The organism is Vibrio hannami (genome assembly GCF_029589055.1).
Classification (GTDB): Bacteria; Pseudomonadota; Gammaproteobacteria; order Enterobacterales; family Vibrionaceae; genus Vibrio; species Vibrio hannami.
The window spans coordinates 52502-75334 of the sequence record NZ_JARQZP010000006.1 but is presented as its reverse complement, the minus strand read 5'-3'; the positions used below and the strand labels follow the sequence as shown (position 1 = coordinate 75334).

The 22833-nt window shown below is 43.7% G+C and carries 19 protein-coding genes, 2 tRNA genes, 1 rRNA gene and 1 pseudogene; 15 read left to right on the top strand and 8 right to left on the bottom strand.

All coding sequences use genetic code 11. The features are described from left to right. Nucleotides 1-11: 11 nt before the first annotated feature. Nucleotides 12-956 carry a LysR family transcriptional regulator gene (locus P7F88_RS11610; RefSeq protein ID WP_277824900.1) on the bottom strand — a complete coding sequence of 315 codons (945 nt, stop codon included), beginning with the start codon at nucleotides 954-956 and terminating at the stop codon, nucleotides 12-14. A 102-nt stretch (nucleotides 957-1058) separates the two neighbouring features. Between P7F88_RS11610 and P7F88_RS11605 the strand changes: the two genes are divergently transcribed. Both P7F88_RS11605 and tsrA read left to right on the top strand, forming a co-directional pair. Then, complete coding sequence (locus P7F88_RS11605) at nucleotides 1059-2237, top strand: multidrug effflux MFS transporter (RefSeq protein ID WP_277825763.1); 1179 nt, start codon at nucleotides 1059-1061, stop codon at nucleotides 2235-2237. Nucleotides 2238-2348: 111 nt separating this feature from the next. Beyond that, nucleotides 2349-2630 (top strand): H-NS-like global regulator TsrA, encoded by a 282-nt coding sequence (gene tsrA / locus P7F88_RS11600; RefSeq protein ID WP_277824898.1) that lies wholly within the window; start codon nucleotides 2349-2351, stop codon nucleotides 2628-2630. Nucleotides 2631-2687: 57 nt separating this feature from the next. Here tsrA and P7F88_RS11595 read toward each other — a convergent pair whose 3' ends face one another. From P7F88_RS11595 to P7F88_RS11580, 4 genes are all read right to left on the bottom strand, one after another. Further along, the gene (locus tag P7F88_RS11595; RefSeq protein WP_277824896.1) at nucleotides 2688-3149 is read right to left on the bottom strand and encodes a DoxX family protein; all 462 of its coding nucleotides are present in this window, start codon (nucleotides 3147-3149) and stop codon (nucleotides 2688-2690) included. A 12-nt stretch (nucleotides 3150-3161) separates the two neighbouring features. After that, nucleotides 3162-3932, bottom strand: a complete 771-nt coding sequence (locus P7F88_RS11590; RefSeq protein ID WP_277824894.1) for an HvfC/BufC N-terminal domain-containing protein — start codon at nucleotides 3930-3932, stop codon at nucleotides 3162-3164. Then, the gene (gene bufB / locus P7F88_RS11585) at nucleotides 3929-4777 is read right to left on the bottom strand and encodes an MNIO family bufferin maturase (protein WP_277824892.1); all 849 of its coding nucleotides are present in this window, start codon (nucleotides 4775-4777) and stop codon (nucleotides 3929-3931) included. Before bufB ends, P7F88_RS11590 begins: the two co-directional genes overlap by 4 nt. Nucleotides 4778-4857: 80 nt before the next feature. After that, on the bottom strand, nucleotides 4858-5118 hold the full coding sequence (locus tag P7F88_RS11580; protein ID WP_277824890.1) for a BufA1 family periplasmic bufferin-type metallophore: 261 nt from the start codon (nucleotides 5116-5118) through the stop codon (nucleotides 4858-4860). A 282-nt stretch (nucleotides 5119-5400) separates the two neighbouring features. On the opposite strand from P7F88_RS11580, the gene uvrD reads away from it, so the two are divergent. Beyond that, the gene (gene uvrD / locus P7F88_RS11575; protein ID WP_277825761.1) at nucleotides 5401-7575 is read left to right on the top strand and encodes a DNA helicase II; all 2175 of its coding nucleotides are present in this window, start codon (nucleotides 5401-5403) and stop codon (nucleotides 7573-7575) included. Between the two features lie 827 nt (nucleotides 7576-8402). Here uvrD and rarD read toward each other — a convergent pair. Continuing rightward, nucleotides 8403-9317 (bottom strand): EamA family transporter RarD, encoded by a 915-nt coding sequence (rarD, locus tag P7F88_RS11570; protein WP_277824888.1) that lies wholly within the window; start codon nucleotides 9315-9317, stop codon nucleotides 8403-8405. Between the two features lie 154 nt (nucleotides 9318-9471). On the opposite strand from rarD, the gene recQ reads away from it, so the two are divergent. The 3 genes from recQ to P7F88_RS11555 all read left to right on the top strand — a co-directional run bounded on the left by recQ (nucleotide 9472) and on the right by P7F88_RS11555 (nucleotide 12586). Continuing rightward, nucleotides 9472-11307: an ATP-dependent DNA helicase RecQ gene (gene recQ / locus P7F88_RS11565; RefSeq protein WP_277824886.1), complete on the top strand. Its 1836-nt coding sequence runs from the start codon at nucleotides 9472-9474 to the stop codon at nucleotides 11305-11307. Further along, nucleotides 11300-11602 (top strand): DUF3630 family protein, encoded by a 303-nt coding sequence (locus P7F88_RS11560; protein ID WP_277824884.1) that lies wholly within the window; start codon nucleotides 11300-11302, stop codon nucleotides 11600-11602. The genes recQ and P7F88_RS11560 overlap by 8 nt, the downstream gene beginning before the upstream one ends. Before the next feature lie 312 nt (nucleotides 11603-11914). Beyond that, nucleotides 11915-12586: a 7-cyano-7-deazaguanine/7-aminomethyl-7-deazaguanine transporter gene (locus tag P7F88_RS11555; protein WP_277824882.1), complete on the top strand. Its 672-nt coding sequence runs from the start codon at nucleotides 11915-11917 to the stop codon at nucleotides 12584-12586. Between the two features lie 78 nt (nucleotides 12587-12664). Here P7F88_RS11555 and gppA read toward each other — a convergent pair whose 3' ends face one another. Together gppA and rhlB are read right to left on the bottom strand one after the other, a co-directional pair. Continuing rightward, complete coding sequence (gppA, locus tag P7F88_RS11550) at nucleotides 12665-14158, bottom strand: guanosine-5'-triphosphate,3'-diphosphate diphosphatase (protein WP_277824880.1); 1494 nt, start codon at nucleotides 14156-14158, stop codon at nucleotides 12665-12667. Nucleotides 14159-14179: 21 nt separating this feature from the next. Beyond that, nucleotides 14180-15475, bottom strand: a complete 1296-nt coding sequence (rhlB, locus tag P7F88_RS11545) for an ATP-dependent RNA helicase RhlB (RefSeq protein WP_277824878.1) — start codon at nucleotides 15473-15475, stop codon at nucleotides 14180-14182. Nucleotides 15476-15586: 111 nt separating this feature from the next. Between rhlB and trxA the strand changes: the two genes are divergently transcribed. From trxA to P7F88_RS11505, 9 genes and pseudogenes are all read left to right on the top strand, one after another. Next, nucleotides 15587-15913 (top strand): thioredoxin TrxA, encoded by a 327-nt coding sequence (trxA, locus tag P7F88_RS11540; RefSeq protein WP_277824876.1) that lies wholly within the window; start codon nucleotides 15587-15589, stop codon nucleotides 15911-15913. A 213-nt stretch (nucleotides 15914-16126) separates the two neighbouring features. Then, nucleotides 16127-17386, top strand: a complete 1260-nt coding sequence (gene rho, locus P7F88_RS11535) for a transcription termination factor Rho (protein WP_277824874.1) — start codon at nucleotides 16127-16129, stop codon at nucleotides 17384-17386. Between the two features lie 150 nt (nucleotides 17387-17536). After that, nucleotides 17537-19022, top strand: a pseudogene (gene ubiD / locus P7F88_RS11530) (4-hydroxy-3-polyprenylbenzoate decarboxylase); the annotation flags it as partial. Nucleotides 19023-19024: 2 nt separating this feature from the next. Further along, entirely contained in the window at nucleotides 19025-19390 is a 366-nt protein-coding gene (locus tag P7F88_RS26445; protein WP_422127984.1) for a UbiD family decarboxylase, read from the top strand. A gap of 2 nt (nucleotides 19391-19392) precedes the next feature. Further along, nucleotides 19393-19677, top strand: coding sequence for a 2Fe-2S iron-sulfur cluster-binding protein (locus P7F88_RS11525; RefSeq protein ID WP_277824870.1), 285 nt, complete (start codon nucleotides 19393-19395; stop codon nucleotides 19675-19677). Between the two features lie 9 nt (nucleotides 19678-19686). Continuing rightward, entirely contained in the window at nucleotides 19687-20397 is a 711-nt protein-coding gene (gene fre, locus P7F88_RS11520) for an NAD(P)H-flavin reductase (RefSeq protein WP_277824868.1), read from the top strand. 524 nt (nucleotides 20398-20921) lie between these two features. Continuing rightward, nucleotides 20922-22473 (top strand): 16S ribosomal RNA (locus P7F88_RS11515). Between the two features lie 72 nt (nucleotides 22474-22545). Continuing rightward, nucleotides 22546-22625: transfer RNA gene (locus P7F88_RS11510), tRNA-Ile, on the top strand. Between the two features lie 25 nt (nucleotides 22626-22650). Then, nucleotides 22651-22726, top strand: a tRNA-Ala gene (locus P7F88_RS11505). Nucleotides 22727-22833: the final 107 nt, after the last annotated feature.

The following is a 22833-nucleotide window of genomic DNA, read 5'->3' as shown; positions in this document are numbered from 1 at the left end:
AAATAAGAATACTACGAATTTAGGTGGTGTGTCTTTTCCTTAATAATTTGTCTTAACCAGGTCAAGGCAGGGTCTCGCTCTCTATCCTTGTGCCAAAAAAGAGTATATGCCATAGGGGGAAACTCAAGTGGTAAGGGAAGAATAGCGAGTTCATATTGTTCCGCCATCAAGTTAGTAAAATGACTCGGTGCGGTAAAAACAAAGTCAGTATAAGAACACAGATTAGCTGCACTATTAAAGTCAGGGACAGTAATTGCTATATCCCGGTTTAATCCTTTCTCTGCAAGTTTATAATCCAAAAGCCAACGATCATTGCCATCACAACGCACTTGTAGATGGCGCAAACTAAGATAAGCATCGAGGTTCCAGGGTTTTTCCATGCAAGGATGATCCCTGCGTACCACACATTTTTGATTGTCGCGATATATTTCTTGTTCACAAATATCATCTGGGGGAAGCATGGTTAAAAGAGCATCTTGAAATTCAATATCTTTTCCTGTGATCCCCATGTCTAATTGGCCGCCTTGTATATCCTTAAAGGTGTTTTGTTTCCAGTTATGTGTGCTGATTGTAAGCTGCGGCGCTTGTTGAAAAATGGCGGGCAAAAAATGAGGTAGAACTAAAGGGTAGACACTTTCGACTAGAGCAATATTAAAACACAGCTGGGTAGTAAAAGGCTTGAACTCTTCGGGTTCGCTTATTGCTATTAACTGACTAACAAGGCTATCTAGCTTTGGCTTAATCGCGAGTGTTTTTGGTGTTGGAGAAATCCCATGTGATGTTCTAATGAACAAGGGATCATCAAACTGAATCCTAAGTTTTGCTAATGACTTGCTTACTGAAGATTGACTTAAGCATAATCGAGAAGCCGCTCTTGTCACACTGAGTTCCTCTGCCAGAACTTTGTAGCAGACGAGTAGGTTTAGATCGATTCGGGACAATTTCTCAAGATTCATATGAATTTCTCAATTGGAATATCATTCATGATTATATGCCATTTCTGTTCATATCAGGAAGGTATTAAAATTGTCTCGTATTCAATTAATGGCAGTAACAGCATGACATCAACTTCTAAGTTACAAATATCTATGACGGTACTTTTGGTCCTCTTTAGTCCACTTGCGATAGATATTTATTTGCCGGCAATACCGATTATTGCGAACTCGTTTCACGTGGAACACGCTTTAGCACAAGATACAATTTCCTGGTTTCTATTTTCAATGGGCCTAGGACAGCTTTTTGCGGGGCCTTTAGCTGATCGATATGGACGAAAAGCGGTAGCGGTTAGCGGTATTATCCTATATGGAACCAGTTCTTACCTGGCAGCCACGTCAGCAAGTATCGAATGGCTTCTATTTGCAAGGTTGCTTCAAGGACTTGGAGCGTGTGCTACATCAGTTGCTGCTTTTGCGACTGTTAGAGACATTTTTGGTGAAAACAAAAGTGGCCAGATGATTAGCTATTTAAACGGTGCGATTTGCTTTATCCCTGCATTGGCACCAATCTTAGGAAGCTACCTTACGCAGTCTTTTGGTTGGAGAAGCAATTTCACCTTTATGGCTCTATTTGCGTTAGTTGTTGGTTTTATCGTAATCACGCAAATGAAAGAAACTAATAAGAGTGTATCTAGTGGACCAATCTTTAGCCTGGATCGATATAGAAGTATTTTGTCTTCGGGTACTTTTCTATTTCATGCGTCTCTATGCATGTTAGCGATGGCTGTTATTTTGGCATATGTAAGCGCAGCTCCGATCGTGCTGATGGAAAAGTTCGGATTGAGTATGAACGAGTTTACGTATTGGTTTGGCGCAAATGCACTTATCAACATTATAGCTGCTTTTACTGCTCCAAAAATAATGCAGAAAAAGGGTAGCCACTTTAGCTTGATCTCAGGAATATCTCTGATTGCAGTTGCGGGTTTATTGATGTTAGCTGCGGTTGGCTTTGAACAGCCTTTGGCGTTTATGGGGCCTGTATTTCTCTCTTCTATTGGTTTTGCGATGATACTGGGATCCGCAGCAGGAAAAGCTCTTGCACCGTTTGGTAACAAAGCGGGAACTGCGGCAGCACTACTTGGGTTGATTCAAATGAGTGGTGCTGGTTTATTTGTAGGAACAAGCCAAAGATTGGGGGTAGAACCGCAGCAAAATATCGCACTACACATGATAGTTATTGCTCCGGCTTTATTGATGCTATTTAGTTCCAAAGGAAGAAACTGGCATAAACAGTATTCTTAAGTAATAAAAAAGCTGACGTGAATAATATAAATACTGTTTTCCTGACTTAAGAAAGAGGTGTATATTTAGATTTCTTTGTATTACTAATCTTCCTTGGATGTATTTCGCTAAATGGCATTGACAACTTATGAAATGGCTCGAGTTTTAGAGCAGCTAGAAGACTCGCCTGAAAAGGTAATGTTTGGCAAGTTACTGAGTGAGCTGGGAAACCAAAGTGAGGAGCGAATTCGTAGCGCAGCGAAACAGGTTCCGCTGCATATGCTTCGAGATATTGTCTACCAATTTCAGCAAGTTATTGAATCACGTAAAGGTGAACAAGTTCAGGTTCTGGCTGAAGAGCTTGCTAAAGATGGTATATCAGTAGATGAGTTAAAAGCTTTTCTTAGTAAATAAAACTTGCTTCAGATTGAATCCAAATTTGTATAGTCTGCCAGTAAGTTAACGGTTTTATTATTTGGTTATTAATTTTCTCTGAATTATATTGTCTAGGGAAATGTATCCTGCACCCCAAACGATGATATTTAATATCATTAATCCCCAAAGTTGATGGTCATAAAATCCTTTTTCCCAAAGAACAGGATAGGAAACAACAGCAACGATATTAAATAGAAACAAGGCTAATGCCGTTGGTCTTGTTAATAGCCCAAATGCTATAAAAATGGGTAAAATCAGCTCTGCAGCCGTTCCTAAATAAGCGGCTAGTTCCCAGCTAATAATGGGTACCTGGTACTCGAGTTCGAAAAGGTACAAGGTGCTGTCCCAGGATGAAACTTTGGTCAGTCCTGATTTAAAGAATACCCATGCAACCCAGAGTCGCAAGAATAGTAAAAATATTGGAACAAAAACTTTCTGGATGCTAGATATTGCGCGCTCGTAGCGATGGAAGTAAGAACTAATAGTTGAGCTATTCATGACATATCCTTGTTAACTTTCAGAAAGGGTAAATCCTGCCAAAATGTCAAAGTTGGCGATTTCTTGTAATGCGCTTAAGTGTTCTGGTGCGATTTGAGAGAGGTATTGACCACTGTTAATTGAACCAATTAACCGATATGCATTTGTGGACAAAGCACAATATTCAAGTTGGTTTTGTCGATGAGAAAAGACCAAAACACTCTCGGATTTATCGATCTCAATTCCTTCAAGCTTTCCAGACATAACACCATCATAAATTGAAAGAACCGCAAACTTAGAGTCTATGGCTGAAACGCCAGTCCTAAGGTGAAGCTTAACCCTATCTTGTTGAGTATTTGTAAGAGTAGATAGCTCATCTAATGATTGCATGAGCGGTCTTGGGGATGCTTTTGATAACTCTCTATTCGATGAGTCAAAAGCAAACTCCAGGCGAGCGATATCAGGTAGATAAGGCAAGGGGGTGGATACAGATTCTACAAGTTTTATGGTCCGATCAAAGCCTGCACCATACCCAGATACATCACCTTCTAGTAGCGGGTTGCTAAGTATATGTTTACGGGCGAGACCACTAAAACATTCCTCACCAACAAGTGCTTTGGTTACTGGATAAGTTGCCTCGAGAACTTCGGACAGGCCTATAACGAAGTTGTTTCTATAAACTTGTAATCGTTCATCAGGGGTAAATACATCAGAATCGATTAAACAAGGATTATTGAAAGGGGACTCACCATAATGAAGTTCATTAGCGAATCGGCTTTGTAATTCGGCAAGGTTAATACTCATGATGCGTCCTTAAGATCGATAGCTAGTCCAGACAGAATACGATCTGCCTTTCGAGCTTCTTCCATTAGGACTTCCGGCTTAGGAATATCAAGATCCCACTCTATTAATGTTGGCCTTGAACCATTTACTTGAATCCACTCTGAATAGAGTTGCCAAACTTGAGGTGTAACTGGCTGATTATGTGTGTCGATCCAGATTTCACCTTTAGGGTGATCTTTTACGGTAAACCCTGCCAGATGAACCTCTTTTACTACCCTGGAATCGATGCCTTTTAAGTACTCATCGCAGTTGAAACCATGATTGAAGGAAGATACGTAAACGTTGTTTAGGTCTAGTAATAGGTGACAGTCAGTCCGACGTTGTACTTCAGATAAAAACTCCCACTCTGGAATAGTGGAATGTGAGAACTTTAGATAACTCGATGGGTTTTCGATCAAGATGGTGCGCTTTAAGTATTCTTGAGCGACTATCACATTTCTTGAAAAGATATCCAATGCCTCTTCGGTGTACGGTAAGGGCAATAGGTCATTGAAGTAGTGGCCTTTATTTTCACTCCAGCTTAAATGGTCAGAGACTAAATACGGATCTACTTCATCGAACAAGCCTTTTATTTGTTTTAGGTGCTCCGTACTGATTCCTTCAGCCGATCCAAGGGAAAGTGCAACACCATGACAGCTAATGTCGTAGGCTTCTCTGATTAGTTGTAGTTGCTTGCGCTCAATGCTGTTTGGAAGTAGGTAGTTCTCACTGTGAACTTCTAACCAGCTTAACTCTGGTTTGGTTTCCAAAAAGTGATTCATATGAGGAGTTCTAAGACCAACGCCAATATCTTTATTTAGTCGCATAGCATTTCCTTTGAGGGCTGATGTACAGCTCAAAAAGCATTTGGATCATGGGTGTCCAAATGCTTTTTGAACTAAAGAGATTAGCTAGATGAGGTGCTTCCACCAGCAAGACGATCGCAAAGTCCTTTAGGAACTACGATGAAAGCGTCCTTCTGAAAATCTTCTTTTGAAGTACCAGCGCAAGAGCTTGTCTTAGTTGCGCAGTCGTTTTTACCCGCTTTAGCAACGCCGTAGCACTTTTCTTTATCTGCAGCGATTGCCTGAGTTGTTGTTAGGGCAGTAGCACCGATAGCAAGAAGGCTAGAAACAGCAGCAGTTACAGCAATGTTTGACTTTTTCATTCTAAATTCCTCGAAGTTATTTCCTTTGGGTTTTATGGGCTCAGTCGCGTTTTATTGATGTTGAGCATATCTGCAACTGGCTTGTTGATAAGGACTCGATTAGGAGAGAAAACTTTCAATTAAATTCATGTTTTTTGGAATTAATTGTGAGGAAAATTATTAACTAATTGTATTTTAGAGCTATTTCCACTGGTTGTTTCTGGTTTTAGGAGAGTGAGTTTATCGTGAGTTGGGGTATAATGGCCGAACATGTATAAATAAACAGTGATATGGTTTGGTGAACTGATGGACGCATCTCTACTTCTTGATGGCCTTAACGATAAACAGCGGGAGGCTGTGGCTTCTCCTCTAGAAAACATGCTTGTATTGGCCGGTGCAGGTAGTGGTAAGACGCGAGTTTTGGTTCATCGAATTGCGTGGCTAATGTCGATAGAACAGGCATCCCCGTTTTCAATCATGTCCGTTACGTTTACCAACAAAGCAGCTGCTGAGATGCGAGGCAGGATTGAAGAGCTAATGATGGGAAGTGCATCTGGGATGTGGAATGGTACTTTTCATGGAATTTGCCACCGCATTCTAAGAGCTCATTATCTAGACGCTAAACTACCAGAAGACTTCCAAATCATTGATTCTGAAGATCAGCAACGACTGCTAAGACGACTGATTAAAGCGCAGAATCTGGATGAGAAGCAGTGGCCAGCCCGACAAGCAGCATGGTGGATTAATGGTAAAAAGGACGAAGGACTTAGGCCTAACCATATCGATGCCTACAATGATCCCGTGACCAAAACCTGGCTGCAGATCTATAAAGCGTATCAAGAAGCTTGCGACAGAGCCGGGCTGGTGGATTTCGCGGAGATACTGCTAAGGGCTCATGAGCTTCTTAGGGATAATAAATTTATCCGTGAACATTACCAGGCTCGATTTAAACACATCCTTGTTGATGAGTTTCAGGATACTAACAACATTCAATACGCATGGCTAAGAATGATGGCTGGCCCGGAATGTAAAGTGATGATTGTTGGTGATGATGATCAGTCCATCTATGGCTGGCGTGGTGCGAAGATTGAAAATATCCACCGATTTACCGAAGAGTTTCCTTCCGTTAATACTATTCGTCTGGAACAGAACTACCGTTCAACCAAAACCATACTGAACGCTGCCAACGAGTTGATCTCAAACAACACTGAGCGTCTTGGTAAAGATCTCTGGACAGATGGCGCGGAAGGCGAACCAATCTCAGTCTATTCAGCCTACAACGAGTTAGATGAGGCTCGCTTTGCAGTAAATAAAATTAAGGAATGGCAGGACAAAGGTGGAGTCTTAACTGATACCGCGCTGCTATACCGAAACAACGCACAGTCACGTGTTCTGGAAGAAGCGCTAATACAAGCAGGCCTTCCTTACCGAATCTATGGTGGTATGCGGTTCTTCGAACGTCAGGAAATTAAAGATGCGTTGAGTTACCTGAGATTAATGGCAAACCGAAATGATGACTCGTCTTTTGAGCGTATCGTTAATACTCCAACCCGAGGGCTGGGTGACAAAACGCTGGAGACGATTCGTTTTGCTGCGCGAGATCGTGGCGCAACTATGTGGGAAGCGAGTGTTGCATTGGTTGAAGAGAAGGTTCTTGCTGGCCGTGCTGCAGGGGCGATGAGCCGCTTTATCGAGCTGATTAACGCTCTAGAAGATGACACGACAGAGATGTCGCTGCATGAACAAACCGACCATGTGATCAAGGCGTCTGGTTTGTTTGCAATGTACGAACAGGAAAAGGGTGAGAAGTCTAAAGCACGTATAGAGAACTTAGAGGAACTCGTTACCGCAACAAGACAGTTTGAAAAGCCAGAGGAAGCTGAGGAGATGACACTGCTATCAGCGTTCTTATCTCATGCAGCTTTGGAAGCAGGAGAAGGCCAGGCTGATGAGTTCGATGATGCTGTTCAGCTTATGACGCTTCACAGTGCGAAAGGCCTGGAATTTCCTTTGGTATTTATGGTCGGTGTCGAAGAAGGTATGTTCCCAAGTCAGATGTCGGCTGAAGAAGCTGGGCGTTTAGAAGAAGAACGTCGTCTTTGTTATGTTGGTATGACCCGGGCAATGGAAAAGCTTTATATAACCTATGCCGAAATGCGCCGTCTGTATGGTCAGGACAAATATCATAAGCCATCCAGGTTTATCAGAGAACTACCGGAAGAGTGCCTTGAAGAAGTCAGGATGAAGGCACAGGTTAGTCGACCTGCAACCACAGGTAGGTTTAGCCAGGCCAGTGTGAAACAGAGCTTCAACGAAACAGGGTTTAATCTGGGGCAGCGTGTTAAACATCCTAAGTTTGGAGAAGGCACCATTATTAACTTCGAAGGTAGCGGGCCGCAGAGTCGCGTTCAGGTTGCTTTCAATGGTGAAGGTATTAAGTGGCTGGTTACTCAGTATGCAAAACTGGAGACCATGTAGGTCTCAGTTTCTTTTTAAGGCACATATAAGAAAAGCCCCGATACTTGCGTATCGGGGCCATAGTCTTACTCGCAGCAATCCGGCTACTAAAAGTGCTCCATGCATCTAATCCATGATAGTGTGCTGTTTCCTTCAGCTTAATCCTTTCGTCGCCTTCCTAGCGGTGTCCTTGATCTTATCCTGATCAGCTAACAATCCTCGTTAGCGCGCATCACTTGTTCCCTGAGCGGTGTCCCTTACATCTTCCTGATGTTAAGTCCTTGCCTCATCCAGAGGTGTCCATTGCATATCCTTGCTAGCAACCATCCTAGTTACTATCGATTCCATTCAATGTCCGTTTCGCTTTCCTTTGCCGATTACTCATCCTGAATAACCGAATCTTCTTCCTGAAGATTACCAATCCGTGGTGCTTTCCATTCCTTATCAGCTCCCTGCCGACAAGTTAAATATTACTCTTTATAGGTAATTCAGCAAGGAGGTGAAATGGACTACAACTGAGTGAGAATAGAGCAATAATGATTAAGGTGAATTAAAACAATGGGTTATTGATGGTTCGTAAATATGGCTTATGGGTTAAAGATACTATTGCTTACGTCTCTGTAAGAGATCTCGCACAAACAAAAGAGTAGATATCGTAACGAAGTGTAATAATTTATTAACAAGTGGCAGTGCATAACTATGCATTGTGGTGGATTTATGAACGTTTTGCTGAGTATTTATGTAAAAGTAGGGCTATGGAAGGGGTGGTAATATTTGTAAGTGTTATAAATTTAACATTCCGTTTCAGTGGTTTAGCCCGGTAATACCGGGCCTGGAAGGAAAATAGATTACTGAGCTATAGCTGCTTTACGTTTTCGGGCGCTTACCTTAATTCCATCGAAACTAAACAGAAGCAAAGCCGCCCAAATAAAGGCAAATGTGATGGCTTTATCGTGATTGAAGGGTTCTCCGTAAATCGTAACGGCAAGGATAAACATCAAACTTGGACCAATGTACTGGAAAAATCCCAAGGTGGAGAGCATAAGCCTTGTCGCTGCTGCATTAAAACAGAGCAATGGAGCTGTAGTAACAATACCCGCACTAAGCAAAAGAACATTAAGAGTGGTTGAGTTGTTAAACAGATCTGAAGTGGCGGTGTTCGCTATAGCGAACAAGTATATAGCCGCGCCGGGTATCAATACCATGGTTTCAATAAAAAGCCCTACCTGAGCATTCAGGTTCACTTTTTTTCGTAATAACCCGTATAACCCAAATGATGTCGCGAGCGCTAATGCAACATATGGAACCGATCCAAAGGCGATCACCTGGATCATTACACCTATAAACGCCAGCGTCACGGCAACCCATTGCAGTTTTCTAAGCCTTTCACCTAGAAAGATCATTCCCAGCAATACATTAAACAGCGGGTTTATGTAGTAACCCAGACTGGCATCCAGCATATGATCTGAGTTAACCGACCAGATAAATAGGAGCCAGTTACCTCCTACCAATAAAGCCGTGGCAGTGAGTATAAGAAGCTTCTTTTTATCCTTTAATACATCGATGACGGTATTCCATTGGCGACTGACCTGGATTAATCCGGCAAGAACAAAGAAAGACCAGATAATTCGGTGAGATAATATCTCCAGAGCGGGAACTTCTGTTAAAGCCTTAAAGTAGATTGGGGCAATTCCCCACATGGTGTACGCACCAAGCGCAAAAAATACGCCCTGACGTGCTCGCTGTTGTTGTTCTGTGGTCATTATGGTTTATGGCTATTGGTATGATTTTATTGTGAAGTTGTCCAGTATAAGAGTTATTCAGTTATCCTGCGAACAAATTACGGTTTAATTCGAATTTAAAGACCACTACAATGGCGAGCCAACTTACGGCTATTCTCAACTTTCCGGAAACAAAATGACATCAACTCTTCTGGCTGAAAACTCGGATTCATCACTACTGAACGCAAAAGGTGTTCTGGAGGATGTATTCGGTTATCAAGACTTTAGGGAAGGGCAGGAAGAGGTCATTGAGTCTGCTTTAGATGGTCAGGATAGCCTGGTCATAATGCCCACAGGTCGTGGTAAATCTCTTTGTTATCAGATTCCTGCATTGATCCATGAAGGGATCACTTTGGTGATCTCTCCTTTGATCTCCTTGATGAAAGATCAAGTTGATCAACTTAAAGCGAACGGTGTTGCTGCTGAATGTGTTAACTCATCTATGCCAAGAGAAGAGTTAATAGCGGTTTATAACCGAATGAATCAGGGAAAGCTAAAGCTTATCTATGTTTCACCTGAGCGGGTACTTACTAACGACTTTCTTGAGCGCCTCAGTTATCTGAACCTTTCTATGATAGCGGTAGATGAAGCGCATTGTATCTCTCAGTGGGGGCATGACTTTCGCCCTGAGTATGCTGCACTAGGTCAGTTGAAGGCTCAATTCCCTTATGTGCCTGTAATGGCGCTGACAGCAACTGCTGATGATGCAACCCGTAAGGATATCGTATCGCGCCTCCAACTCAATGATCCGCATATCTACCTTGGTAGCTTTGACAGGCCAAATATCCGATACAACCTGATAGAAAAGCATAAGCCAGTATCTCAGGTGATTCGTTTCCTTGCAGATCAACGCGGGCAGTGCGGCATTATCTACTGTGGTAGCAGAAAGAAAGTTGAAATGCTGACGGAAAAGCTTTGCAACAACCATATCCGTGCTGCTGGCTATCATGCAGGTATGGATGCTGACGAACGCGCCTATGTTCAGGAAGCCTTCCAGCGCGATGATATCCAGATAGTTGTTGCAACAGTCGCTTTTGGTATGGGTATTAACAAGCCAAACGTTCGGTTTGTTGTTCATTTTGATATCCCAAGAAATATCGAATCTTACTATCAGGAAACTGGTCGAGCGGGGAGGGATGGATTACCGGCTGAAGCGATGATGCTTTACGATCCGGCCGATATTGGCTGGTTGCGTAGAATGCTCGACGAGAAGGAAGATGGGCCGCAAAAGCAAGTTGAAAGCCATAAGCTCAATGCCATGAGCGCATTTGCTGAGGCCCAAACCTGCCGCAGACAAGTTCTGCTTAATTATTTTGGTGAGTATCGCCATGAGCCATGCGGGAACTGCGATATTTGCCTGGACCCGCCAAAACACTTTGATGCGACGGAAGCAGCTCAAAAGGCGCTTTCTTGTGTATACCGGGTAAATCAGGGCTTTGGCATGGGCTACGTGGTTGAAGTACTTCGCGGCATGCAGAATATTCGTGTAAGAGAAAATGGCCACGATAAGCTTTCTACTTATGGGATTGGCAGAGAACACAGTCATGACTACTGGATCAGTATCATGCGTCAGCTTATCCACAAAGGGCTGCTGTTCCAGAACATCACTCGTAGCTCAACACTACAGTTAACGGAAGAAGCGCGGCCACTGCTTCGTGGAGAGCGTACCTTAGAACTAGCCGTTCCTCGCTTGGACACCGCTGCTCGTTCTGCCAAGTCAGAAAAACTAACAAGCAAGAATTACGATAAACCGTTATTTGCTAAATTGCGTAAGCTAAGAAAGTCGATTGCAGATGATAATGACATACCACCATACGTTGTTTTCAGTGATGCAACTCTAATTGATATGGCTGAGATATTACCAACCTCCTACGGTGAAATGCTTGCGGTAAATGGTGTAGGACAGGTTAAGCTAGACAGATACGCCGATCCTTTCTTAGACCTGATACAGGAGCACATCACTAATGGCTGATTTTGGGCTGGTGGAATATATACAAGAAGAGGGCAAATTAATCCTCTCTTCGCCTTCATTTGATTTTGACTCTTATCCTGCTCTGGGAGAAAAACTGGTTTCCACACTTTCTGCCACTATTGTAGAAAAGCAGACTGACGCAGATATCCACTCATGGCTGATTGACTTCGAAGGCTGCAAGTTAATGCTCAAGGCGGAGCATTACAGCGAGTCAATCTGGCTGGAAGCTCTAGCTCCTATTGAGAATAAAGAAGAGCTGGAGTACTTAGCAAAGTTGTTTAGAGCCGGGTTCTAAACATAGTTTTTAGTGCTTGGTATGAAGCTTGGGATGCTCCGGAGTAAAACCTATTTTTCATGGAAGAAAAATTAGGCGTACAGGGATGTATTTACAGCGTTTTTACGTAAGTACACCCTTACCTTTGTTGCGTATGGCTGCCATTCTAAAAAATATCCCTTCATTAAAACGTTTGCTATTTTTTAACCTATTGCAGCCAAAACTGATTAATGTATAATCGCCGCCCGCTCTTAATGAGCATATAAATTTGTTAACCAGAGCATTTGCTCACTTGGGTTCCCTCTACCCCAAGCAAAACCAAAAAGGTACAATATGAGTAACTTTACCCCTGCGCAAATGCGCAAAGCACTATCTGTCCTTGTTCTGTTTCATTTGGTAATTATTGCGTCAAGCAACTACCTTGTTCAGATTCCATTTACTATCTTTGGTATGCACACGACCTGGGGCGCATTCACTTTTCCGTTTATCTTTCTTGCTACCGATCTGACAGTTCGTATCTTTGGCGCTAAGTTAGCGAGAAAAATCATCTTCCTTGTAATGCTTCCAGCACTGGCTGCTTCTTACATCTTGTCAGTTATGTTCTATGAAGGTCAGTTTCAGGGACTGGCTCCGCTAGGCGAATTCAACCTGTTTGTCGCGCGTATCGCTATTGCTAGCTTTATGGCTTACCTGCTAGGGCAGATCCTGGATGTGCAGGTATTTAACCGCCTTCGTCAGCTGAAACAGTGGTGGGTAGCACCAACTTGTTCGACGCTTTTTGGTAATGCATTAGATACGTTGGCATTCTTTGCGATTGCTTTCTATCAGAGTCCTGATCCATTTATGGCTGAACACTGGACAGAAATCGCGCTGGTGGATTACGGCTTTAAACTGGTTATCAGCTTAGGACTGTTTGTTCCAATGTACGGTGTATTGCTGAACTACCTTGTTAAGAAACTGACGGCAGTTAACCCAGAGCTAAATATTGCTGGTGTAAACGCTTAAGCATTAAGAAATTCAGATAAAGAAAAAGCTTGTCCTCAAATAGAGTGACAAGCTTTTTTGTATTTGGATGTAGGTAAACTATTTCGCTTCAATAACCAGAGGCCAGCCCATATCGCTTTGACGGTTTGCTTCAATTTCCAGTTCTGCATAGGTCAGGGGATTCTTATCCAGCCATTGCTTTTGAATGCTAAGCGTTAGCGCATTACCATTAGCGGTTAACTCAAATTCTGGCTGCAGGCTAACATCTCTTCGATGAGAGAGAAGCACAGATAGGCGTAACAATCGAAGAAGTCGCATACTGCTTTCAGCAGAAACAGCGTGTTGCTCCGGTATTGAACTGAGTTGTTCTCGGTAACGACGTGCCAGTTCTGCTAACAGATGCTTTTGTGCCCTGGTAAAGCCCGGAAGATCAAGACTATTAAGAAGGTAGGCGCTATGCTCACCTCCCTTTTTAAAGTCGATAGAAAGACCTATCTCATGAAGTTTTGTCACTGTTTCTAACAGATAAGCAGCTTGTGGTTCAGCAATCCACGTTTGACTACCGCATTGCTCAAGAAGAGTAAGTGCTAACTTGGATACCTGTTCACCATAGAGCTTATCTATCTGATAACGACTCTGAACACTGTTAATCGTTCTGCTACGAATATCGCTCTGACGCATTTCCGGCATCATCTCATAGACCATACCTTCGCGAAGCGCGCCGCCAGCAAGAGTCATTGAATCGATTTCCAGAAGCTCGAAGATCGCGATAAGAATAGAGAGACCGCTTGGGAACACTAAAGCGCGTTCAAGCGTCAGTCCTTCAATTTCTAACTCTTCCAGGTGATCAGAAAGCATAGCTTGCTTTTGTAGTCTCTTAAGCTTGGAGTGAGTGATTACTTCATCCATGCCCTGAGCCAACATAATTTCCTGTAGTGCTTGTACGGTGCCGCTGGCACCTACACACACATCCCATCCAATAGAAGTGTACTCTTCCAGAATCGGCTGAAGTGTCTCTTTAGCTTTATCTATAGCAACGTCAAAGTTCTTCTGAGAAAGCTGGCGATCTTTAAAGTACTTCTCAAGCCAGGTAACACAGCCCATCTTCAGGCTAGTTAATGCCTTTGCTTCGAAACCTTCACCGATAATCAGCTCTGTACTCGCTCCGCCGATATCAACAACAAGACGTTTGCCAATACCACCAGATGTATGAGCAACACCCTTATATATAGTGGCAGCTTCCTCTTCACCTGAAATGATGTTGATATCATACCCAAGGATTTGGTTCGCCTTCTCTATAAAGGTTGATACATTAGTTGCGGTACGAAGCGTTGCCGTACCAACGATACGAATGTTCTCTTTAGGAATATCCTGAAGCCTTTCAGCGAAAAGACTCAAGCAGTCCCACCCCCTTTGCATGGCTTCTGTGCTTAGAGCATTTTGCTCATCAAGCCCTGCCGCTAAGCGAACTTTACGCTTAATCTTTGCAAGTGTCTGAACGCTGCCATCTATGTGACGCACAACGAGCATATGAAAGCTATTCGACCCGAGATCGATAGCAGCGTACAACGGAGAAGATACTGCCTGATTCATTCTATTCCTTTAAACTCTTTCCTACTTTCTTGGCTGGCGCGGGCGTGAGTTACGCTTATTACGGTTGCCTTTGTATGAACCACCAGTATTCGTTCTGCGGTTTTGTGAGTTACGAGAACGCATACGAAGCGGTGCAGGCAGATCTTCGATCAATGCGCTTGGGTCATATTCAGATACCGGAATAGTGTGCTCAATGTACTCTTCAATCGCCGTAAGGTTGATTGCGTAATCTTCACAAGCAAAGCTGATAGAGTGACCGCTGGCACCAGCACGGCCTGTACGACCAATACGGTGAACGTAATCTTCACAATCATCAGGAAGGTCATAGTTATAAACGTGTGTAACAGCTGGGATATGAAGGCCACGAGCAGCAACATCAGTTGCAACCAGAATATCTACTTCACCACGGGTAAATTGCTCAAGAATCTTTTCACGTTTCTTCTGTGGTACATCACCAGTCAGAAGGCCAACACGGTGTCCGTCTGCAGCAAGGTGTCCCCAAATAGATTCACACTTGAACTTGGTGTTAGCAAAAATAATCGCTCTGTCTGGCCACTCTTCTTCTATAAGAGTTTGCAGAAGTGACATCTTGTGTTCATTAGAAGGATAGAAAAGCTCTTCCTGAATACGGTGACCGGTTTTTTGTTCTGGCTCTACAACAACATGCTCTGGATTATGCATATGTTCAAATGCTAACTCTTGTACACGGTAAGAAAGTGTCGCAGAGAAAAGCATGTTCAGACGGTCTTTAGGTTCCGGCATACGGCGGAACAAGAAGCGGATATCTTTAATGAAGCCAAGATCGAACATACGATCTGCTTCATCAAGTACCACAGCCTGAATGCTATTTAGATTAAAGACGCGCTGTTTATAGAAGTCGATGATACGGCCAGTTGTACCGATAAGAACATCAACGCCTTTTTCCAGCTTAGCCAGTTGCTTGTCGTAGCTCTCGCCACCATAAGCAAGGGCTGCTTTTAGGCCAGTAGATGCAATTAGCGGCTCAGCATCGTTATAGATCTGAATCGCCAGTTCTCGCGTTGGAGCCATAATAATTGCTCTTGGCTGAGTAACTTTACGGTCTTCAATTGCATCAGTTTTAAGTAAATGGTTAAAAGTAGCAGTAAGAAACGCTAACGTTTTACCAGTGCCTGTTTGGGCCTGGCCTGCGATATCTTGGCCGGTGAGCAGTACCGGCAACGCCAATGCTTGGATAGGGGTACAATATTCAAACCCTTTTTTCTCCAATCCTTCAATAACTTGCGGATGTAAATCCAAGTCGGCGAATTTTTGCTCTGTGATATGCGTCTTTTTCATCGCTATAGAATATCAGGTAAGGGTTGCATTACGAAGTTAATTCAGGCTCAATAGGAAATCTATTTTCTGGTTATCATCCAACCAGTAGCATAATTAAAATTGGAGTGGAAGATGAGTGATAAGATGTTGCAGCTATCAGATGAAAGTTTTGAAAGCGATGTTATTAAAGCTGCAGGCCCTGTATTAGTTGATTTTTGGGCAGAATGGTGTGGTCCTTGTAAGATGATTGCTCCTATTCTTGACGAAATCGCTGAAGAATATGAAGGCAAACTCACTATCGGTAAACTAAATATCGACCAAAATGCTGGAACGCCACCAAAGTTTGGAATTCGTGGTATCCCAACACTGCTTCTATTTAAAGACGGCGGTGTGGCAGCAACTAAGGTTGGTGCGCTGTCTAAGTCTCAACTAAAAGAGTTTTTAGACGCTAACCTGTAATTCAGGTTAGATATTGTAAGCGATAAACCGTGCATCTTAACAAATGCGCGGTTTTGTTTTTTACAAAGCTAGACTACGCTTACTTTTAGTGCTAGTTTATCGCACGTTAAATAAACAAATGTTCATTTCTTGGTCAATCCTGTGGCCGAAAAACAATCTTAACTAACACATACAGATCCTATTTTGACTACTAAAGCTAAAGTAACCACCACTATGAATCTGACTGAATTGAAGAACAAGCCTGTTTCTGAGCTTGTTAAACTTGGTGAAAGCCTCGGTCTAGAAAACCTTGCTCGTCTTAGAAAGCAAGACATCATCTTCTCTATCTTGAAAGCTCACGCTAAAAGCGGCGAGGACATTTTTGGCGATGGTGTTCTGGAAATCCTTCAAGACGGTTTCGGCTTCCTTCGCAGTGCGGATAGTTCCTACCTTGCTGGTCCAGATGACATCTATGTCTCTCCTAGCCAAATTCGTCGCTTTAACCTACGTACCGGTGATTCAATTGCTGGTAAGATTCGTCCGCCAAAAGACGGTGAACGTTACTTTGCGCTTCTGAAAGTTAACACGGTTAACGATGATAAGCCTGATAACGCACGAAATAAGATCTTGTTTGAGAACTTAACTCCTCTGCACGCTAATGAGCGTATGACTATGGAGCGTGGTAACGGTTCTACAGAAGATATTACAGCGCGTGTTCTTGACCTTGCATCACCGATTGGTAAAGGTCAGCGTGGCTTGATTGTTGCTCCGCCAAAAGCGGGTAAGACAATGCTTCTTCAGAACATTGCACAGAGCATTGCATACAACCACCCTGAGTGTGAGCTAATGGTTCTTCTTATCGACGAACGTCCGGAAGAAGTAACAGAGATGCAGCGCCTGGTTAAAGGTGAAGTTGTTGCTTCTACTTTCGATGAGCCAGCTTCTCGTCACGTTCAGGTTGCTGAAATGGTAATCGAAAAGGCAAAACGTCTTGTAGAACACAAGAAAGACGTTGTTATCCTGCTTGATTCTATTACTCGTCTAGCTCGTGCATACAACACCGTTGTTCCATCATCAGGTAAAGTTCTTACCGGTGGTGTTGATGCTAACGCACTTCACCGTCCTAAGCGTTTCTTCGGTGCGGCTCGTAACGTAGAAGAGGGTGGTAGCCTGACCATTCTGGCAACTGCGCTTGTTGATACTGGTTCTAAGATGGATGAAGTAATCTACGAAGAATTTAAAGGTACAGGTAACATGGAAATTCACCTGAACCGTAAGATTGCCGAGAAGCGTGTCTTCCCTGCAATCGACTTCAACCGTTCAGGTACTCGTCGTGAAGAGCTTCTAACCAAGACTGAAGAACTACAGAAAATGTGGATCCTTCGTAAGATTGTTCATCCAATGGGTGAGATCGATGCAATGGAGTTCCTAATCGACAAGCTAGCTATGACGAAGACTAACGATGAGTTCTTCGATGCAATGCGTAGACAGTAGTCTTTAAGCACTTAAAGCAAATTTCGAAAACGTCATTCTGATTAACAGAGTGGCGTTTTTTTATGTCCTAAGTTTTTACATATCGAGCGAGCCGAAAAGGTTATTAATTTGTTATAATCGGTTTAATTTCAATTTGCCGAACAAAAGGTTATGAACTTTAAGGACTTGCGCGACTTTATCGACCACCTGGAAAAGGAAGGCTTATTAAAGCGTATATCTCACCCTGTCGACCCGCACTATGAAATGACAGAAATCAGTGATCGCACCTTAAGAGCTGGTGGTCCTGCTTTGTTATTTGAAAACCCTATTGGGTATGACCTTCCTGTATTGAGCAACCTTTTTGGTACCGCGGAGCGGGTTGCTATCGGAATGGGACGACAACAAGTTTCGGAGCTTAGAGAAGTTGGAAAACTTCTGGCCTATTTAAAAGAGCCTGAACCGCCAAAAGGCTTTAAAGATGCATTGGATAAAATTCCGGTCTTTAAGCAAGTCCTCAATATGCCAACTAAGAAACTTAGAAAGGCACCTTGTCAGCAGATAGTCTGGAGTGGCGACGAAGTCGATCTGGATAAGATTCCAGTGATGAGTTGTTGGTCTGAGGATGTCGCACCACTTCTTACCTGGGGACTGACAATTACCAAAGGGCCAAACAAAAGCCGTCAGAACCTTGGTATTTATCGCCAGCAAAAAATCGGCAAGAACAAAATTATTATGCGCTGGCTCGCTCATCGAGGTGGTGCGCTTGATCTTCAGGATTGGATGGAAACCCATCCTGGCGAACCATTTCCGGTTTCTGTCGCATTTGGTGCTGATCCGGCAACCATTCTTGGTGCCGTTACACCTGTACCGGATACCCTATCTGAATATGCTTTCGCTGGATTGCTCAGAGGCAGTAAAACGGAAGTTGTGAAATCAATCAGTAATGATCTTGAAGTGCCTGCCGGAGCTGAAATTGTTCTGGAAGGTTATATCGATCCTGAAGAGTTCGCAGAAGAAGGGCCTTATGGGGATCACACTGGTTATTACAATGAAGTAGAGCTGCACAGGGTATTTACCATTACCCATGTAACTATGCGTGAAAACCCGATCTATCACAGCACTTATACAGGGCGTCCGCCAGATGAACCTGCGGTGTTAGGTGTGGCATTAAACGAAGTATTCGTTCCTATTCTACAAAAGCAGTTTCCAGAGATTGTCGATTTTTATCTGCCGCCAGAAGGGTGCTCTTACCGAATGGCTGTAGTTACGATGAAAAAGCAATATCCCGGCCATGCCAAAAGGGTCATGATGGGAGTGTGGTCTTTCCTTAGACAATTTATGTACACCAAGTATGTCATTGTGTGTGATGAAAGTGTCGATGCTCGTAACTGGGATCAGGTTATCAAGGCGATGTGTGAAAACATGGAACCAGTGCGTGACACATTGATGATAGGAAATACACCAATTGATTCTCTGGACTTTGCTTCACCTGTTGTCGGGCTGGGTTCTAAAATGGGGATGGATGCCACGATAAAATGGGATGCTGAAAAAGCAACAGCCCCGGAATTGCATGATCATGATAGTGTCGAGATTACCGAGCAGCACTTGAGCCAGCTAAAGGACGCGTTCCCCGAGATTATTGATATTGCTCTGCCATCAGTGACTGCTGGTCGATTCGCTGTTTTATCTATTAATAAAACCGAATCTAAACAAGGTACAACAGTATTGAGTGGAGTCTGGAAGTTCCTGGAACAGTTCACTGATGCTAAGTTTGTTGTCCTATGTGATGAAGACGTTAATGTTCATGATTGGAACGATGTTATCTGGGCAATAACAACGCGTATGGATCCGTCGCGTGATACAGTTCAGATTAAAGCAGAAAACGGTCGATGTTCTAAGCTTGGTTTAGATGCAACCAATAAGTTGCCGGAAGAGGTTACCCGAGAATGGGGTAAGCCAATTAAGAAAGATCCGGAGTTAGTCGCGAAAGTAGACTCTGTGTGGGATGACCTAGGTATATTTTAGCTATGTCCCAACAGTTAAAGACAACAAAAGTAATTTTGAGCCCAAATGATATCGAGTTTGAGGTTCAGGAAGGGCAGACGGTGCTGGAAGCTGCGCTCAACAATAATATTAATTTTCCACACCGCTGTCAGGTTGGCGCATGTGCTGCGTGCCTGTGCCGAAAAACAGAAGGGGAAGTTTCATACCACCTCGAACCTATGCTTACAGAAAGGGAAAAAGAGGAGGGTTGGATTTTCCCTTGTCAGGCTTATGCCGAAACTAACCTAAAACTTACCTTTGAAGAGTAAGAGGATAAAATGACAATAAATTGTAAAGTAAAGTCTATTGAGCCCTTAGCATGCAATACATTTAAAATTCTATTGCACCCAGAGCAACCAGTGACATTTAAAGCGGGACAGTATTTGATGGTAGAGATGGGTGAAAAGGACAAAAGACCTTTTTCTATAGCAAGCAGTCCTTGCCGACATGAAGGCGAACTGGAATTGCACATTGGTGCCGCAGAAGAAAATGCCTACGCATCGGAAGTTGTAGAGAGGATGAGAGAAGCCCTAGGTAAAAATGAGGATATTGTGATTGATGCACCTCATGGCGATGCATGGTTGAAAGATAGTAATCGGCCATTACTTCTGATTGCTGGTGGCACAGGGTTTAGTTATGTTCGCTCAATTCTGGATCACTGCGTAAGTCAGGCAATACCGAATCCTATCTACTTATACTGGGGCGCCAAATCAGATTGCCAGCTCTATGCTCTGGATGAGATGAACCAAATAGCTTCAAGTCATAGAAACATCGAATTTGTGCCTGTTGTAGAGTCAGCTCCTAAAGAGTGGGGTGGTAAGGTAGGTAATGTTTTAAATGCGGTTAAAGGTGATTTTGATACGTTAGCCGACTTTGATATCTATATAGCGGGGCGATTTGAAATGGCTGGAGCTGCTCGTGAGCAGCTGAGTCAGGAGAAAGATGCCAAACGCGATCACATGTATGCGGACGCTTACTCGTTTATTTAAGCTATATTGTTACATACTTGTAAGTAAAAGGAGGGTTTTTATACCCTCCTTTGCTTATTTTGGCTTATTAATAGCCAGTTAAATAAAAAAATCAATTTTCTTTAAAAAAAGGGTTGCGTCACAAAATTATCCCCCTATAATGCGCAACTCCCAACGGCGAGGCCTTACAGGTTAAGGGATTCGACGAAAGGGAATGAAAGTTTGGTCATGAGAAATTAATTGAAAAAAGTGTTTGACACTGACAGTTATCTCGCTAAAATGGCCGCCCACTTCAACGGAAAAGCTGAAAGGCTTAAAACTGAAAGTTTTAGTTGAAGTTGCTCTTTAACAATTTAAACCTATCAATCTGTGTGGGCACTCGTTGATGATAATCAAAACTGATTCTTCGGAATCACAATGATTTCAATGATACAGAGTGACCAAACGAAGTAACTTATAGTTACATCGGCACAGTCAATTCAAACATTACTTAGCTATTTATTAGCAAAAGAATGTTCAGTATTCATTGAGTCGACCAAAATCTTAAATTGAAGAGTTTGATCATGGCTCAGATTGAACGCTGGCGGCAGGCCTAACACATGCAAGTCGAGCGGAAACGACAACATTGACTCTTCGGATGATTTGTTGGGCGTCGAGCGGCGGACGGGTGAGTAATGCTTAGGAATTTGCCCAGTCGAGGGGGATAACCATTGGAAACGATGGCTAATACCGCATACGCCCTACGGGGGAAAGGAGGGGATCTTCGGACCTTTCGCGATTGGATAAGCCTAAGTGAGATTAGCTAGTTGGTGAGGTAAGAGCTCACCAAGGCGACGATCTCTAGCTGGTCTGAGAGGATGATCAGCCACACTGGAACTGAGACACGGTCCAGACTCCTACGGGAGGCAGCAGTGGGGAATATTGCACAATGGGCGCAAGCCTGATGCAGCCATGCCGCGTGTGTGAAGAAGGCCTTCGGGTTGTAAAGCACTTTCAGCAGTGAGGAAGGTGGTGAGCTTAATACGTTCATCATTTGACGTTAGCTGCAGAAGAAGCACCGGCTAACTCCGTGCCAGCAGCCGCGGTAATACGGAGGGTGCGAGCGTTAATCGGAATTACTGGGCGTAAAGCGCATGCAGGTGGTTAATTAAGTCAGATGTGAAAGCCCGGGGCTCAACCTCGGAAGGCCATTTGAAACTGGTTAACTAGAGTACTGTAGAGGGGGGTAGAATTTCAGGTGTAGCGGTGAAATGCGTAGAGATCTGAAGGAATACCGGTGGCGAAGGCGGCCCCCTGGACAGATACTGACACTCAGATGCGAAAGCGTGGGGAGCAAACAGGATTAGATACCCTGGTAGTCCACGCCGTAAACGATGTCTACTTGGAGGTTGTTCCCTTGAGGAGTGGCTTTCGGAGCTAACGCGTTAAGTAGACCGCCTGGGGAGTACGGTCGCAAGATTAAAACTCAAATGAATTGACGGGGGCCCGCACAAGCGGTGGAGCATGTGGTTTAATTCGATGCAACGCGAAGAACCTTACCTACTCTTGACATCCAGAGAAGCCAGCGGAGACGCAGGTGTGCCTTCGGGAGCTCTGAGACAGGTGCTGCATGGCTGTCGTCAGCTCGTGTTGTGAAATGTTGGGTTAAGTCCCGCAACGAGCGCAACCCTTATCCTTAATTGCCAGCACTTCGGGTGGGAACTTTGGGGAGACTGCCGGTGATAAACCGGAGGAAGGTGGGGACGACGTCAAGTCATCATGGCCCTTACGAGTAGGGCTACACACGTGCTACAATGGCGCATACAGAGGGCGGCTAACTTGCGAGAGTAAGCGAATCCCAAAAAGTGCGTCGTAGTCCGGATTGGAGTCTGCAACTCGACTCCATGAAGTCGGAATCGCTAGTAATCGTAGATCAGAATGCTACGGTGAATACGTTCCCGGGCCTTGTACACACCGCCCGTCACACCATGGGAGTGGGCTGCAAAAGAAGTAGGTAGTTTAACCTTCGGGGGGACGCTTACCACTTTGTGGTTCATGACTGGGGTGAAGTCGTAACAAGGTAGCCCTAGGGGAACCTGGGGCTGGATCACCTCCTTAACGATAAGATTGTTGTTGATTAGTGTCCACACAGATTGATTAGGTTTATGAAAGTTTAAAGAATGCAAACGTGGGCTCTGTAGCTTCAGGCGGTTAGAGCGTTCGCCTGATAAGCGTAGAGGTCGGTGGTTCGAGTCCACTCAGACCCACCAATTTTTCTTCATAGAAAATACAGATGGGGCTATAGCTCAGCTGGGAGAGCGCCTGCCTTGCACGCAGGAGGTCTGCGGTTCGATCCCGCATAGCTCCACCATCTTTAAGTGTTTTCACTGAGAATATTTAAAAATGGTTCTATCTTTATAGAAAGTCTTTGCTCTTTAACAATTTGGAAAGCTGACGAATAACAACAATCCCCATATC

Bases quoted from the DNA above. Each gene is read 5' to 3' on its own strand.
- rarD (WP_277824888.1), bottom strand. From the start codon at position 9,317: ATGACCACAGAACAACAACAGCGAGCACGTCAGGGCGTATTTTTTGCG.
- P7F88_RS11525 (WP_277824870.1), top strand. From the start codon at position 19,393: ATGTCCCAACAGTTAAAGACAACAAAAGTAATTTTGAGCCCAAATGAT.
- P7F88_RS11610 (WP_277824900.1), bottom strand. From the start codon at position 956: ATGAATCTTGAGAAATTGTCCCGAATCGATCTAAACCTACTCGTCTGC.
- P7F88_RS11555 (WP_277824882.1), top strand. From the start codon at position 11,915: ATGAGTAACTTTACCCCTGCGCAAATGCGCAAAGCACTATCTGTCCTT.
- bufB (WP_277824892.1), bottom strand. From the start codon at position 4,777: ATGCGACTAAATAAAGATATTGGCGTTGGTCTTAGAACTCCTCATATG.
- P7F88_RS11595 (WP_277824896.1), bottom strand. From the start codon at position 3,149: ATGAATAGCTCAACTATTAGTTCTTACTTCCATCGCTACGAGCGCGCA.
- rho (WP_277824874.1), top strand. From the start codon at position 16,127: ATGAATCTGACTGAATTGAAGAACAAGCCTGTTTCTGAGCTTGTTAAA.
- tsrA (WP_277824898.1), top strand. From the start codon at position 2,349: ATGGCATTGACAACTTATGAAATGGCTCGAGTTTTAGAGCAGCTAGAA.
- P7F88_RS11605 (WP_277825763.1), top strand. From the start codon at position 1,059: ATGACATCAACTTCTAAGTTACAAATATCTATGACGGTACTTTTGGTC.
- P7F88_RS11560 (WP_277824884.1), top strand. From the start codon at position 11,300: ATGGCTGATTTTGGGCTGGTGGAATATATACAAGAAGAGGGCAAATTA.
- fre (WP_277824868.1), top strand. From the start codon at position 19,687: ATGACAATAAATTGTAAAGTAAAGTCTATTGAGCCCTTAGCATGCAAT.
- P7F88_RS11590 (WP_277824894.1), bottom strand. From the start codon at position 3,932: ATGAGTATTAACCTTGCCGAATTACAAAGCCGATTCGCTAATGAACTT.
- rhlB (WP_277824878.1), bottom strand. From the start codon at position 15,475: ATGAAAAAGACGCATATCACAGAGCAAAAATTCGCCGACTTGGATTTA.
- recQ (WP_277824886.1), top strand. From the start codon at position 9,472: ATGACATCAACTCTTCTGGCTGAAAACTCGGATTCATCACTACTGAAC.
- trxA (WP_277824876.1), top strand. From the start codon at position 15,587: ATGAGTGATAAGATGTTGCAGCTATCAGATGAAAGTTTTGAAAGCGAT.
- P7F88_RS11580 (WP_277824890.1), bottom strand. From the start codon at position 5,118: ATGAAAAAGTCAAACATTGCTGTAACTGCTGCTGTTTCTAGCCTTCTT.
- gppA (WP_277824880.1), bottom strand. From the start codon at position 14,158: ATGAATCAGGCAGTATCTTCTCCGTTGTACGCTGCTATCGATCTCGGG.